Raw genomic sequence first — 13,682 nt, 5'->3', positions numbered from 1 at the left:
CAATATCATTAATTATGATATTAAGACGCAATCTTCAAAATAATTGATAAGAGCTTCGTCTACACGAATATATTCGTAACTTTTACTATACTTTTGCTAATCCATTCAGTTCTCAAAGTTGGTCGATGGATATAAAAACCTTGCACTCCTTGAGCACCAGCATTATGAGCAATTTTTAAATCAAGTTCACTTTCGACACCTTCGACTATAACGCAGTCAGTTACCCTATGACATGATTCAATAACTTTCTTAAGAAGAAAAATTGAATCACGAGATTTAGCCAACAGAGATCTATCTATTTTAACAACGTCGGGGTTTATTAGTTCAATCAATTCAGTATTACTATTATATTTTCCATAATCATCAATCACTATTTTCACCCCAGTATTTTTTAATCTCTTTATTAAAATTAAAGATTCATTTTTATCTGAAAACTCACTTGTTTCCGTTATCTCAATAAATAATCTTTCGGATATGCTCTTGTTCTTTTCCAAAAAGAAAATAATAAAATTCCAGTTGCTACTTTTTTTAAAAGTTAGGGCTGAAATATTACAGCCTATTTTTTGAAGAGTGTTTAACTTCAAGGTATGAATAGTTGTCCATATCACGCTAAAGTCTAGTTGCTCAACTTTATTCATCAGCTCCAGTGCTTTTATGCCTTCACCGCAGGACAGATAATTAACCTCAAAATCTACAGAACGCCGAAGAAGAACCTCATAATAAAGACATGAGATAATATTAATTCTGTCAAAAGCAACTACTCGCTGAAATGCCAAAGCCAAACAACCATTTTTCAAATCCTCAATTAATTTCTCGGATAGGGCTTTAATTTCATTTGACTCATAGGAATGTATATTATTGATCGCTTCAATTTTATGCATGGCGATTACCACAATCAAATTAAATATTAATTTCTAAGGTGAACCAGTAACAATAGTGAAATTTACGGCATAAAATCTCTATAACATCAAATGTTCAGAATTTACCTTGCTGTTGATTTATTATTTTTTGATATTTTTGGGTTCATTACTCCTCAGAAACATTTGAAACAAACAGTGCATAAGGCTCCTTTTGTCTTACCAGCTCTCTAATACCTCGTTCACGTTCGCATTGCTGGTAAACTAAATCAACCACTTCATTGACTGGTTTGTACCCAGAAACTACATTCATGAGTAATTTTCTTACCGCCTCCATATCTGATGCGGATATGTATGACTCCAACATATTGAGCTTAGGCTCAAGCTGATTCCAGTCCAAAAAAGATTCGTGCGCCTTCAAAATTCTTGAATGACTTGTCGGCTGTGCACCATCACCAATCAGTAACTCCTCATAAAGCTTCTCACCAGGGCGTAGTCCAGTGATATTTATCTCTATATCTCCATGAGGATTTTTGCTGTCACGCACTCGTAGCCCCGAAAGCTCAACCAAGCGGCAAGCCAAGTCATAAATCCGCACCGGCTCTCCCATGTCGAGCACAAATACCTCTCCGCCACTAGCCATAGCGCCAGCCTGCATGACAAGTTGCGAGGCTTCTGGAATAGTCATGAAATACCTAGTGATGCTGGCGTGAGTAAGTGTTATGGGACCTTGGTTAGCGATCTGCTTTCTGAAAAGTGGAACCACTGAGCCGGAAGAGCCAAGTACATTGCCAAACCGAACCATCGTGAAGCAAGTCGAAATGCCTGAGTGATGCGCCATTGCCTGCAGCACCATTTCCGCTAATCGTTTGCTAGCGCCCATCACGTTTGTGGGCCTCACAGCCTTATCTGTACTGATGAGCACGAAGTTTTTGACGCCTTTGGCTGCAGCAACACGAGCACAGATCCATGTGCCCCAAACGTTATTACGCACCCCCTCCAGCATGTTGTGTTCCACCAGCGGAACATGCTTATATGCGGCCGCGTGATAGACAGTTTGCGGACACCAAGTGGAGACGATTTCGTTTATCCTGCTTTCATTGGTAACTGATGCCAGCAATGGCACCAACTCCACAGCGAGGGGTCCACGATCTTGTCTCCGCTCGTTTAATAGTGCCTGCAGATCCTCCTGTACCTGATATAGGGAATACTCGCTAATCTCCACCAGCAAAAGAAGTTTTGGTTCGCACTGTACGATCTGCCGGCACAGTTCCTTGCCGATCGAACCGCCTGCACCAGTAACCATAACAACCTTACCTCGAACATGTCGTTGCATTAGAGAAAAATCGGGCTCTACGGCATCTCGGCCAAGAAGGTCTTCGAAATCAATTTCATGCAGATCATTTAAGGTCACTTTTCCATTCGCAAGATCTGAAAGGCTCGGCAATGTGCGAACATGTAATGGGAAGGAGCGAAGAAAATTCAAAATCTCTAGCCGACGCTTTCGACCTAGAGAAGGAATAGCTAATAGAATTTCCTTAACATTAGAAATCTTAACTAAATTCATCAAGTCGGACGGCGCATAGACAGGCACCATGTTTAAATGGCGGCCTTGCAGGGTTGGATCGTCGTCAATAAAACCTATCAGGCGATTTTCCGGAGAATTTTGAAGCGCTGACGCAAGTCGCCTTCCGGCTGAGCCGGCGCCAAATATAAGTACTCCAGGCACCTTATACTGATTAATTCTCGTGTGGGTAATATTGCTTAGCAAAAAACGCGCCATAACACGGCTTGCGCCAATGCCGAACAGCATGAGCAACGGTTGCTGGATGCCTATGGCTCTTGGTAGTCCATCAACCCCAATTACAGTAAATATAAAACAATAGGTAATCGCATATAGCGCGAACGCACGTAATAAAGCAAGCATGTCTTGCCATCCTGCGTATCGAGAGACACTAGCATACAGCCCAAACCAGTAAAATATGGGAATAAACAAAGTGACTGCGAGCAGAGCAGCACTAATGTGCTGCGGCTGTAGGAAAACCCAATCCTCCAATCGCAAACAGAGCGCCAACCAAACAGTAGAGATACAGATTAAGGTATCGACAGCCAGCGCAATGAGACGCTTTGTTGAGCGCGGCATGTGCACCAGTAGTTCAACTAGTGATTTTTTATTCCACATATTTTCTCTCGATTGTCACTAAAGCAGCCGCGAGCAAATTCTGCTATAGGCATCACGATAATTGGACTGAAATACACAACCAACGTCTTTCGTCAGATGCGAGGCGCAGATATGCCTGGTGCTCAATTGACCATTAATACCGATTCCGAAATCGGATACTACTAATGTTATTTTTTTGCCAGCCTGCAGCGCTATGAGGTCGGATTGCTAGGCCGATTAACCGGAGCAGGTCAAATGACAGCAGCGAAGCGTAAATAAGCGGTATTGCTTACTAAGCAATACAAACCATCTCTCGCTAATTATTCACAATTTTTCATTGATAAAGACGCACTCGCCAGCACCTTATCGAGCGCAAGGCCAGTCTTATGTACTTCTTCGGACGTCAGTGTTGGATGCACCAGCAACATTAAACTTGTCTCTCCAAGTTCTTGAGCAACTGGCAGACGGCTCGGTGGACGCCAGCCAGTACCGTCGAAGGCTTTCTCCAAGTAAACCTCGGAGCAGCTGCCTTGGTAGCAAGGCACGCCTTCTCCCACCAAAGTCTCAATGATTCTGTTGCGGTTCCAGCCCGGCGCTAAATTATTGGGTTTGACATATAGGTAAAGCTTGTAATATGCATGCAAGCTACCAACCGGCATGACAGAGAAATCCGGCACGCGCACCGCTGAATGCCGTCTACAGACGGAAAAAAAGTGATATGCATTGGCCATTCGCTGCAAAGTCCATTCCGTCATGCGCCGGAGCTGGATACGACCTATGGCGGCTTGCATTTCCAGCATTCGCCAATTGGTCCCAAAACTCTCATGTAGCCATCGAAATCCTGGCGGATGCTGGCGTTCGAATACTGCCTCGTAGCTTTTACCATGGTCTTTGTACTCCCACATCGCGCGCGCCAAGGCCACGTCGTTGGTTGTAACCATCCCACCCTCGCCACCTGTACTCATGATCTTGTCTTGGCAGAAAGACCAGGCTCCAATATGTCCGATGGCACCTACTGATCGGCCTTTATATCTTGCACCGTGCGCTTGCGCGCAGTCCTCAATCACATAGAAGCCATTGGCTGTTGCAAGCTCCATGATCGGATCCATATCGCAAGGCCAGCCTGCCAGGTGCACACAGATAACGGCTCTCGTGCGGGGACTGAGAACTCTGGCAATGGTGGCAGCGGACACATTACCGCTATCGGGGTCCACATCCGCGAACACCGGTGTAGCTCCTGCATTAACTACACAAGAGACGCTGGCAATAAAGGTACGCGGCGTTACGATCACCTCATCACCACTGCCTATGCCTAAGGCCTTGAGCGCAATGTCCAGCGCTAGCGTACCGTTGGCCAACGCTACTGCATGCGGAACGCCTACCCAAGCGGCGAACTCCTTCTCGAACTCGCGGCACTCGATGCCGGTCCAGTAGTTCACCTGATTCGATTGCAGGACGCGGCACACGGCTTCGGACTCCTCTGGAGTAAAGCTGGGCCAGGGGGAAAACGGGGTATTGAGCATGGTATGAACACTTGAAAACGGGGATGAACCAAAGGAGAAGACCCATCAGGCCTTTTGCAGCGGCCGCGCGGGATTGCCGACCACAGTTGTGCCGGGCGCCACGCTCTTGGTGACCACCGCGCCCATGCCCACGACCGCGCCGCGGCCTATCACCAGCGGCTCGTCCGGCCGACCCTGCTTGAGGATGGCGCCGGCGCCGATGTAGGCGTGGTCCTCTACCACTACGTTGCCGTTGCAGTGCACGCCCGGCGCGAAGGTAACGAAGTCACCCACGATGCAGTCGTGCTCCACATAGCTGTAGAGGTTGGCGTGGAAGTGCCGGCCTATGCGGATATTGCTAGTCAGCGTGGCGAAGGGGCAGAGCACCGCGCCCTCACCCAGCTGCACCTCATCCATCCGCACCACATTGGCGGCGGCCACGCTCCAAGTGAGCACGCCGTCCTGCTCACAGCGAAGCGCCAGGCGCTCGCGCACCGCTCCATTGGCGACGGCCAGCACCGCATGGCGCTCCGCGGCAGGCTCGGCCAGAAACTGGGCATAGCTCAGCAGCCGGTGGCCGTTGATCCGCTCCGCAGGCGGCGCATCATCGATGAAGACCAGACGCTCGACGGGCACGCCCGCCTGCGCAAGTTGCTGTCGTGCCAGCGGCATCACGCCGCGGCCGCAGCCGCTGGCGCCATAGACGCCATACAGGTCATGTGGTGGCATTGAGATCTCCTGAAAGCTTAATTTTTGATAGCTACCAGCGCTATCTGCGTCATGGCTATGAATGGCTTTGACAATGAAATCCTCGGTGAACAGGCGCAAACCGCTATCATTTTTCACCGGTATAGCGCGGCATGGTCGCCTCGCCCGTCGCGCTGATACCCTCGCGCACTAGCACTTTCTTCACCGTCAGCCACAGAATGCGGATATCCAGCCACAGTGTGCGGTGGTCCACGTACCAAACATCCAGCTGGAACTTCGCTTCCCAGCTGAGCGCGTTGCGCCCATTGACCTGCGCCCAGCCGGTGATGCCGGGACGCACCTCATGGCGACGCGCTTGCTCAGGCGTATAGAGCGGCAAATACTCCATCAGCAGGGGGCGCGGGCCAACCAGGCTCATGTCGCCTTTGAGCACATTCCACAACTCGGGGAGCTCATCTAGGCTGCTGGCCCGCAGGAAGCGGCCGAACGACGTAAGGCGCTCAGCATCCGGCAACAACTGTCCGTCGGTGCAACGGGCGTCCGTCATGGTGCGGAACTTCAGCATCCGAAAGGGCCGGCCATCCCTGCCCGGCCGTGTCTGGCAAAAGAACACCGGACTGCCCAGCTTGCGGCGCACCAAAATCACCAGCAACAGCAACGGCAGCGACAGCAGCACGAGTCCGCACAAGGCAACGATGAAATCGAAGCAACGTTTCACGACCGTCCTCCCGGCTCAGAGCGGACCGTGTCCAGCACCTCGGCCAACCGCCCCGCCAACTGTCCGAAGCCATGGTGCTGCTCCACATACTGGCGCCCTGCGGCACCCATGCGCTGGCGCTCGGCCAGGGGCGTTGCAGCCATCTGCAGGATGGCTTCCGCCAGGGCCTGGGGATCTCCCGGAGGGACCGTCAGACCGGCCCGAGCTTCGGCAACGGGGTTGTTCGCAGCACCCGAGGCCATGACGATGGGCCGCCCTGCGGCGAGATAGTCGAACAGCTTGTTCATGCTGATGCCGAAGCGGTAAAGCCCCGGCAGGTCGAGCACCGTGATCACGAAGATGTCCGCCTGCGCTGCCAGATACGGGATTTGACGCTTGGCAACCTGGGGCTCGAAGCTGACGTTGTCCAGCCCGTCCTCGGCCGCCTGGGCCATTAGCTCCGGCTTCTGGGGGCCGTCGCCGATCATGCGCAGCCGGATACGCGCGCCCTGCGGCGACAGGCGCAGCAGGGCCATCGCCTGTAGCAGCGTCTTCAGCCCATTAGCCTGGCCATGCGCGCCGAAATACATCAGCGTGAAGATTGCATCCTCGGGCTCCCCGGGCGGTGTCGCAGGCGGGAACAACGAGAGGTCGACCCCGTTGGGAATCCAGACAACACGCTCCCTGGCGATGCCCAGCGGCACGATGTACTGCCAGGCCAACGGCAAAACCGCCACGGTGCGCGCTGCGCGCCGATAAAGCCACAGCTCCAGCCCGCGCAGCACGCGGGTGAGGACGGCCCCATCGCGCAGGCGTCCCATATCCACCAGCGTCTGCGGCCACAGGTCGCGCACCTCGAAGATGAAGGGCACACGGTACCGCCTGGCAAGAAGCGCGCCGGCCACCGCAGCAAACGGGTGCACGCTAGAGCCGATCACCACATCGGGCCGCGGCAACACCGCTAGGCTGCGCCGACGCAGCGTCCCCCAAGTATAGGCGAGCATGTTGCGTACGCGGCTGCCACCGTTGCCGGCGTAGGCGGGCGTCTTTACCCAGAGGAAGGGCACGCCCCGGATCGTCTCGTGGCGCTGGGCCTCGTGCGACCCCAGCCGCTGGCGGCCAGTCGCATGGTCCACGCTCGCAGCAATGATCGTGGTATGCCAGCCATGGGCCAGCAGATGCTCTGCTAGGTGGAAATGCCGCGTGCCACCGGCACCGCCCGGCTCCTGAGCGTAGTGGTTGAGTATCCAGACTTGTTTCATATATCCAAACTGTTTGCCGGCCGCAGGTCAAAGCCAGGTCTGCCGGCCCTGCGTGATTCCGCCTGATGGATGGGAGTACATCTGCCGCAAACCCGCCTACCTCCATGCATGGCGCAGGCTGCCTGGGCAGAAGACCTTTTCGGCCGTGGGGCCCCGAAGGAAATAATGCTAATTACGAGCTTCCGCCGGCCAGAGATTCAGCATGCCGGAGCATGAAAAGAGCCAAGACTGAAGATGTGCTCCTGGGGAAATTAATTATCTCTGGGCGGAAAAACGGAGAACCTCATCCCGCAAGATCGCCCCCATCAACTGAGAATTTTTTACACAGTCCTCAATGCGATTCTGGCGGCATATGGCGTTCTTTTTCCACGCACCCCAAGTAGATTCCTCGCCAATGAAGCCTGGATAAAACTCAAGGCCTGCCAATCTTTTATCACCAACCAGCTGCAGTTGCTTCTTCAGAGTCAAGGAGAACAATTCCATTTCCTGCTCCTTGGTACAACGTTCCCTTTTATTTTCATCGCAGAAAATATAGTCAATGCGATCATAGTGATAGACACCGCCATAGATCTTCGCATTGGGAAAAAGGCTCGTCACCTGTCTCAGAAGATAATCGTACTGATTAACATTATCCCTGTACCGAAGATAAAATGCCACGCTATCGACTTTTTTTCTCAGTTGCAGCGGAAATAATTTTTCGTTCATTGAAATCTTCGCCAATTCATCATCGTAGACGGTAACCCTGAACCTGATGGCGGAAGATTTCTTCATGGCTTGGATAAAGTCCAGCATTTTCTGTGCCGCAGTACCACTCCACAGCCTCCCCATAAAGCTGGCGAAATCATCCATACCGATTTCCTTGACCTTGGGATGGTCGGCCACTAGTTTCAAGTAGCCCGGCAGATCTTTTTCCAGGAAATTATCTTCTTTCTGATAGCCCAAGGAGAGAGCAACCTCATCTACCCCGGAAAGATTCCGAGCATCAATACTTTTTGCACATGATTCCGGCCCGCTGGCACATCCCATCCGGATCTCATTCACACCAATTTCCGATTTTTCCGACGAATCCCGCCCCCAACTCATGATCCTCACCTGTTTTTCAGCAGAGTGAACCTCATGACTCAAAAAATAACTCGCCAGCACCAACAGACAAAAAAGTAAATGCTGTTTGATAAGCTTTGCGATTTTCACAGAATTACCCGCATTCAAAGCAACCACCCTTCTAAGATATGTTTTCCAGAGGTTAACCAATCGTGCGCTCGCTCAGCACAAGCCTCTCTTTAATCTGAGCACCCATACTTGGCATGAATCCGACAAGACAAAAGGCATAGAGAAATCTCAAATAGGAAACATCTCCACTGAAACTCGCCGCCACGCCAAAGAAGACGATCAATGCCTTGTTCAGAATATTTGCCCGCCAGAAAGACAGCAAAACAAAAATTACATGAATAAAGCCGACAACAACCCCCATCTCTGCAAAAATTTCCAGATGCTGGTTATGCGGATAAACAAATTCATTAAACGAATAATTTGCCAAGCCAATCCCCATGAATATATGGCTACTAAAATCCTGCATGGCTTTATCAATAAGCACTACTCGTGACCCCACCGAGCCTTCATCAGACTGATTCAGTTCTCCACCCACGATCCGCAGTATTGCGCTCAATCTTGAGTCCTCCAAAAGCTCCACCAGTTGATCCGCCAATGTGAAATAAAAAACAATGCCTCCAATGACTAGGGCAATCAGAAGCTTATATTTTCTGTGGAATCTAAGTACACAATAAATTGCCAATCCGATCAAAAAAGCCAAAATAGCCCCCTTGGACTCTGTCCAGACCAGTGCCATAAAGAAAATGGCAAATGCAGCCAAATACACCAGTCGCCTTCTTTCATTCCAGACGTGGAACGAAAGAAGCGAACAGAATCCCATGATCCAGCCATAGACAATCGGGCCATTCAGGAAAAACCTGACCTCACGATCAAAAAATCCGAATATTGTTTTATATATCAGAGTAAAAATCAAAATAAAAAACGAAACAGTCAGCAGTCTGGACTGGAAATCAAGCTCTCCATACCTGCGATAGCCATGATGCAAAAGCACAGCCATAAATATCGAACACACTACCGCACCATCTATTTTTTCAAGGGCAAATCCGAAATTCTCAGTTCGGATCATCCCCCATACCCCTATAGTCAACCCAAAGAAAAAAAATTTACTTAAAGGATCAAGATCTGCATGACGCAATCTAGCGATCAGAAAATGAAAAACTACCACAGCAAGCGCTAGCCCTTTTACAAGGCTTTTCACAAGATCGCCCTGAACATAGGGAAAAACTCCGCCAGAAACAAAAAGCAAATAAATGGCGCCTGCCAGAATATAGGCGAAAAAAAAACCACCCTTCTTTTCAGATTGCCTCATACCTGCGCCTCCTTGCGACGCTTTTTCGTACTCATAAAAAAAGAATACCCTATTCTGGAGAAGCACCATCCGAAATACAGCAGTAAGGCAGTAGGCGGCCCCCATGTAACCGTATCCTGCATCAAAAATACTCCAACCACTATGTAGGGAAAAACCACATCAGCAGCCGACAATATGAATGAACAATACGATGTATTTTCACTTGAACCCAGCATGCGACGCGATAAAGTCAGATACACCAAACTGCTCACTAGGGAAAACACCCCGATACTGGCAACAGGCGAAATAAATTTCGCAGAAATAATCAGCGCAGCAAAACGCACGATAAAAACAATCAATTGGGAAAAAAGTCCTTCTTGCATCCGTCCCTGAATCGCGTACATGGAGAAGCTTGCGTCATAGACGAATTTCTGCCCGACAAAAAGGACAATCCATGCCGCAATCGCCCCCGAGACCTCCCACTTGCTTCCGAAAATCATCCCAACAAAGTGCATCGACAGAATGGCGCAAACGACAGCCACGGGAGTGATCAGTAGCAAAAGATACTCCTGCTTTTCAAAAAAATCATCACGATCTGATTTCTTCAAATCCCTCCCAACTGAAATAAGCGATGAAGATATTGCACTCGAAACAATACCCAAGGGCGTAATAATGACACGCTGGGCTAGCGCATACCCTCCGGCAAAAGCCGGAGAGAAAAAGACTGCAGTCAGCAGTATCGCCATATGATTGTTGGCCATGGCCATAAGTGCCGCGGGGGCATCGTAGTATGCAAACCCGCTTCTCTGCCTCGCTTGCTCCATCAATTTATCTCTGCGAGAGATCAATTTCAGGTACTTTTCGAATGAAAACCCTGTCAATCTGCTGAGACCAAATGACAAGCCGATGATCTGCCCCACAACCAGTCCGGCAACACCTATTCGCAAAAATCCACAGCCAATCTGGATAACAGTACCCACCATTAATTGAGTCACACGTGTCTTGGCAATGGCCTTCTGGTCTCCGCTGCGCAAGCGCATATACATGAATACGTTGTATACCCCGGCTGCAGCAGCACCGAGAGGCAAGAAATACTGGAATATCCAGAAATATTTAGGAGAATAGAAAAATCCCACGCACCACAGCACCGGAAAGAGCAATAAGGAAAATATTGCCGTAAGGGACAATGCCAGCGCCGCCAGATAATCTGCATCTTCATCAGTCTCTGCCAGAGGGATGGCCACTTCATAGCGTAGCGAAACACAAGATAGCAGCATGTACAGCACAGCTGCATAAGCACCAAATACACCAAATTCATCGGGGACATAGAGGCGTGTTAAAACTGGCGAAAAAATAACCACGATTAACTGTCCGCCGGCAGTCCCGGACACCAGCAAGGTGCCAGATTTCAGAACGCGCTTCAACATGGAGCAATCAAACTTTTACGTCGAGTGCGCTACGCAAGGCCTTGCAGATCTGCAACTGCTCGTCCAGCTTTAGGTAAGGCCCCATCGGCAAACTCATGACTCGACCAGCCAATAGGTCACCTATCGGCAGTTTCGCCTGATCTCGCTGTACAGCGGGCTGTTTATTGAGCGGAAGCGGGTAATGCACGGCCGTAGGAATACCCCGCTCGGCCAATATTTTCTGTATCGCCTCCCGGCCTTCCAATTGAAGGGTATATTGGGCGTAGGCGCTTATGTTGCCGTCCTCCACATGAGGAAGCGTAATCGCGGCATCTTCCAGAAAATTGGTATAGGATTTTGCGACTTGCTGCCGCATTCCTATCTCTTCGTCCAGTACAGCGAGCTTCTGCAGCAATATCGCTGCCTGAATGGTGTCCAGTCGGCTGTTGACGCCTACGCGGAGATGGTGGTACCGCTGGTCCTGCCCATGGCGTGCAATCTGGCGAATTATTTTTGCCAGCTCGTCGTCGCTGGTGAAAATCGCACCGCCATCTCCGTAGCAGCCAAGGGGTTTGCTGGGAAAGAAGCTGGCGCATGCAATAGTGGTGAGGTTGCAGCTTTTTCGTCCCCTGTAGCTGGCGCCGAAGCTTTGCGCAGCATCTTCGATCACATGAATCCCGTATCGAGCGGCAATGTCGTTGATGGCGTCGAAATCTGCGCACTGGCCATACAGGCTGACCGGGATGATCGCTTTGGTGCGCGCTGTTATGGCGGCTTCCAGCAGCGCAGGATCCAAGTTGCAGGTACGCGGATCGACATCAACGTACACCGGTTTCGCCCCCAGCAATGCGGCCGTTTCGGCCGTGGCAATATAGGTGAAGCCAGGGGTGATGACCTCATCGCCTAGGCCGACCCCAAGCGCCATCTGGGCGATTTGCAGAGCGTCTGTGCCATTGGCCACGGTAATGCAATGCTTAGCGCCAGTATAGGCCGCAAGCTTTTCCTCGAGCTCCGCAACCTCAGGGCCCAGGATATATTGGCCATGAGACAGAACCCGTGCGATGGCAGAGTCGATCTGATTTTTGAGACGGGCTTGCTGGGTCTTGAGGTCGATGAATTCGATCATGGCGTATTGGCTTTCAACTTGGTCACGGCATTACCGTCGAGCACATAGCGATCCCCCGTGTGCGAACAGATGGCTTCCGCTTGGCCTTCCAGCGGCAGGTCGAGCGTCTCCCCGAACTCGCTCATCCAGCCGATCTGCCGCGCGGGCACACCGACCATGAGCGCATAAGCAGGCACGTCCTTGTTGATCACCGCTCCTGCACCGACAAACGCATGTACACCCACAGTGGTACCACAGACAATGGTGCAGTTGGCGCCGAGCGTGGCACCCTGCTTCACCAGCGTGCGACGATATTCGTCTCTGCGCGAAACAGCCGAGCGCGGGTTGTAGACGTTGGTGAACACCATGCTAGGGCCGCAAAACACATCGTCCTGCAGAGTCACCGCGTCATATACGCTCACGTTGTTTTGGATCTTTACGTTGTCTCCGATCACCACGTCATTCCCGACGTAGACGTTCTGACCCAGCGAGCAGCGATCGCCGATGCGTGCGCCGGCGCTAACATGCACCCAGTGCCAGATGCGTGTACCGTTGCCGATTTGCGCGCCTTCATCAACGATCGCACTGGGGTGGACATTCATGCTCATGTTGCTACCGCCTTTCAAACCAATCGGTGCACACTGGGGTGCACTTCGCCGTGGTCGCCCTTCACCGGGCGTGCGCTGCGGATCGTGTCCACCGTCTCGATGCAGTGTCGAGCGTCTTCGATTCCATACCCCCTGCCGGCCAGGATCTCCTGGTAGCTGGTGGTATGCAGCTCAGTGAACCCTTCGGAGAACTCCAGTTGCTCGCCGCTAATGTCGATGCTGCGAAAAGTCGGCTTCCTGCCTTTGACCGCTTCCGGCAAATCGTTTGCGTCGATCGAGAGGAACCAGCGCACACGGGCGCGTTCGTACTCGAGATAGCCAGCAGCCTTGTTCTCGGCGCTGTAGTGCATAACGTTACGCTGCAAACGGCCAAACACAAAGTGCAGCATGTCAAAGAAGTGCACTCCAATATTCGTCGCCACGCCAAAGGATTTGCGCGGGTCGCCCTTCCAGCTTTCGTCGTACCATCGGCCACGAGAGGTGATGTAAGTCAGTTCGACATTGAACTTGGTGTCTGAAGGCGCCAGAGCCACCTTCTCGCGAAGCTTGAGGATCGCGTCATGGTGACGCAATTGCAGAATATTGAAGACACGGCGCCCAGTCTCCTGCTCTACGCGTGCTAGCTCGTCCAGTAGCTCGGGCGTTGGCACCAGAGGCTTTTCGCAGATCACGTCCGCACCTAGCCGCAGACCAGCGGCGATGTGCGCATGGTGCAGGTGGTTCGGGCTGCAGATGCTGACGTAGTTGAGCGCCGACGCCGGGCTCCGCTGCAACTGCTTGGCACGCTCGTAGAAGCGCTCGAATTCCGTGAAGAATTCGCTATGCGGAGAGATGCTGTCGATGATGCCGACAGAATCGTTGATGTCGTAGGCAACCGCCAGGCGGTTGCCACTGTCTTTGATGGCACGCATGTGACGCGGTGCTATATAGCCTGCGGCACCAATCAAGGCAAAGTTTTTCATATCTTATTTATCAAAT

Annotated in this window: 12 protein-coding genes; all 12 read right to left on the bottom strand. The window is 51.5% G+C overall.

Annotated features, from left to right (window positions below; translation table 11 throughout):
- Nucleotides 1–59 precede the first annotated feature (59 nt).
- The 12 genes from O987_RS27850 to O987_RS07840 all read right to left on the bottom strand — a co-directional run bounded on the left by O987_RS27850 (nt 60) and on the right by O987_RS07840 (nt 13,666).
- A complete protein-coding gene (locus tag O987_RS27850) occupies nt 60–881 on the bottom strand; it encodes an EAL domain-containing protein (RefSeq protein WP_080731476.1) in 822 nt (273 codons plus the stop codon).
- Between the two features lie 145 nt (nt 882–1,026).
- The gene (locus tag O987_RS07890; RefSeq protein WP_051962144.1) at nt 1,027–3,039 is read right to left on the bottom strand and encodes a polysaccharide biosynthesis protein; all 2,013 of its coding nucleotides are present in this window, start codon (nt 3,037–3,039) and stop codon (nt 1,027–1,029) included.
- A 299-nt stretch (nt 3,040–3,338) separates the two neighbouring features.
- Entirely contained in the window at nt 3,339–4,541 is a 1,203-nt protein-coding gene (locus tag O987_RS07885; protein ID WP_043371502.1) for a DegT/DnrJ/EryC1/StrS family aminotransferase, read from the bottom strand.
- A gap of 45 nt (nt 4,542–4,586) precedes the next feature.
- A complete protein-coding gene (locus O987_RS07880) occupies nt 4,587–5,249 on the bottom strand; it encodes an acetyltransferase (RefSeq protein ID WP_043371500.1) in 663 nt (220 codons plus the stop codon).
- Nucleotides 5,250–5,355: 106 nt separating this feature from the next.
- Entirely contained in the window at nt 5,356–5,946 is a 591-nt protein-coding gene (locus O987_RS07875; RefSeq protein WP_043371497.1) for a sugar transferase, read from the bottom strand.
- Nucleotides 5,943–7,187, bottom strand: coding sequence for a glycosyltransferase family 4 protein (locus O987_RS07870; protein WP_043371494.1), 1,245 nt, complete (start codon nt 7,185–7,187; stop codon nt 5,943–5,945). Before O987_RS07870 ends, O987_RS07875 begins: the two co-directional genes overlap by 4 nt.
- Nucleotides 7,188–7,442: 255 nt before the next feature.
- Nucleotides 7,443–8,378 (bottom strand): hypothetical protein, encoded by a 936-nt coding sequence (locus O987_RS07865; RefSeq protein WP_043371490.1) that lies wholly within the window; start codon nt 8,376–8,378, stop codon nt 7,443–7,445.
- Nucleotides 8,379–8,430: 52 nt separating this feature from the next.
- Nucleotides 8,431–9,606 carry an O-antigen ligase family protein gene (locus tag O987_RS07860; RefSeq protein ID WP_043371488.1) on the bottom strand — a complete coding sequence of 392 codons (1,176 nt, stop codon included), beginning with the start codon at nt 9,604–9,606 and terminating at the stop codon, nt 8,431–8,433.
- Nucleotides 9,603–11,012, bottom strand: a complete 1,410-nt coding sequence (locus O987_RS07855; RefSeq protein ID WP_043371486.1) for an oligosaccharide flippase family protein — start codon at nt 11,010–11,012, stop codon at nt 9,603–9,605. Before O987_RS07855 ends, O987_RS07860 begins: the two co-directional genes overlap by 4 nt.
- 7 nt (nt 11,013–11,019) lie before the next feature.
- On the bottom strand, nt 11,020–12,117 hold the full coding sequence (locus O987_RS07850) for a DegT/DnrJ/EryC1/StrS family aminotransferase (protein WP_043371483.1): 1,098 nt from the start codon (nt 12,115–12,117) through the stop codon (nt 11,020–11,022).
- The gene (locus tag O987_RS07845) at nt 12,114–12,704 is read right to left on the bottom strand and encodes an acyltransferase (protein WP_034359166.1); all 591 of its coding nucleotides are present in this window, start codon (nt 12,702–12,704) and stop codon (nt 12,114–12,116) included. Before O987_RS07845 ends, O987_RS07850 begins: the two co-directional genes overlap by 4 nt.
- A gap of 14 nt (nt 12,705–12,718) precedes the next feature.
- Nucleotides 12,719–13,666, bottom strand: coding sequence for a Gfo/Idh/MocA family protein (locus O987_RS07840; RefSeq protein WP_043371480.1), 948 nt, complete (start codon nt 13,664–13,666; stop codon nt 12,719–12,721).
- Nucleotides 13,667–13,682 lie beyond the last annotated feature (16 nt).

The organism is Comamonas testosteroni TK102, assembly GCF_000739375.1.
Taxonomy (GTDB): domain Bacteria; phylum Pseudomonadota; class Gammaproteobacteria; order Burkholderiales; family Burkholderiaceae_C; genus Comamonas; species Comamonas brasiliensis.
Note: the sequence above shows the minus strand (reverse complement) of the source record. Positions and strands in the feature narration are given on the sequence as shown.

Excerpts from the sequence above, each read along its gene's own strand:
- O987_RS27850 (WP_080731476.1), bottom strand. The coding sequence starts at position 881 with ATGCATAAAATTGAAGCGATCAATAATATACATTCCTATGAGTCAAAT.
- O987_RS07890 (WP_051962144.1), bottom strand. The coding sequence starts at position 3,039 with ATGTGGAATAAAAAATCACTAGTTGAACTACTGGTGCACATGCCGCGC.
- O987_RS07885 (WP_043371502.1), bottom strand. The coding sequence starts at position 4,541 with ATGCTCAATACCCCGTTTTCCCCCTGGCCCAGCTTTACTCCAGAGGAG.
- O987_RS07880 (WP_043371500.1), bottom strand. The coding sequence starts at position 5,249 with ATGCCACCACATGACCTGTATGGCGTCTATGGCGCCAGCGGCTGCGGC.
- O987_RS07870 (WP_043371494.1), bottom strand. The coding sequence starts at position 7,187 with ATGAAACAAGTCTGGATACTCAACCACTACGCTCAGGAGCCGGGCGGT.
- O987_RS07860 (WP_043371488.1), bottom strand. The coding sequence starts at position 9,606 with ATGAGGCAATCTGAAAAGAAGGGTGGTTTTTTTTTCGCCTATATTCTG.
- O987_RS07855 (WP_043371486.1), bottom strand. The coding sequence starts at position 11,012 with ATGTTGAAGCGCGTTCTGAAATCTGGCACCTTGCTGGTGTCCGGGACT.
- O987_RS07850 (WP_043371483.1), bottom strand. The coding sequence starts at position 12,117 with ATGATCGAATTCATCGACCTCAAGACCCAGCAAGCCCGTCTCAAAAAT.
- O987_RS07845 (WP_034359166.1), bottom strand. The coding sequence starts at position 12,704 with ATGAGCATGAATGTCCACCCCAGTGCGATCGTTGATGAAGGCGCGCAA.
- O987_RS07840 (WP_043371480.1), bottom strand. The coding sequence starts at position 13,666 with ATGAAAAACTTTGCCTTGATTGGTGCCGCAGGCTATATAGCACCGCGT.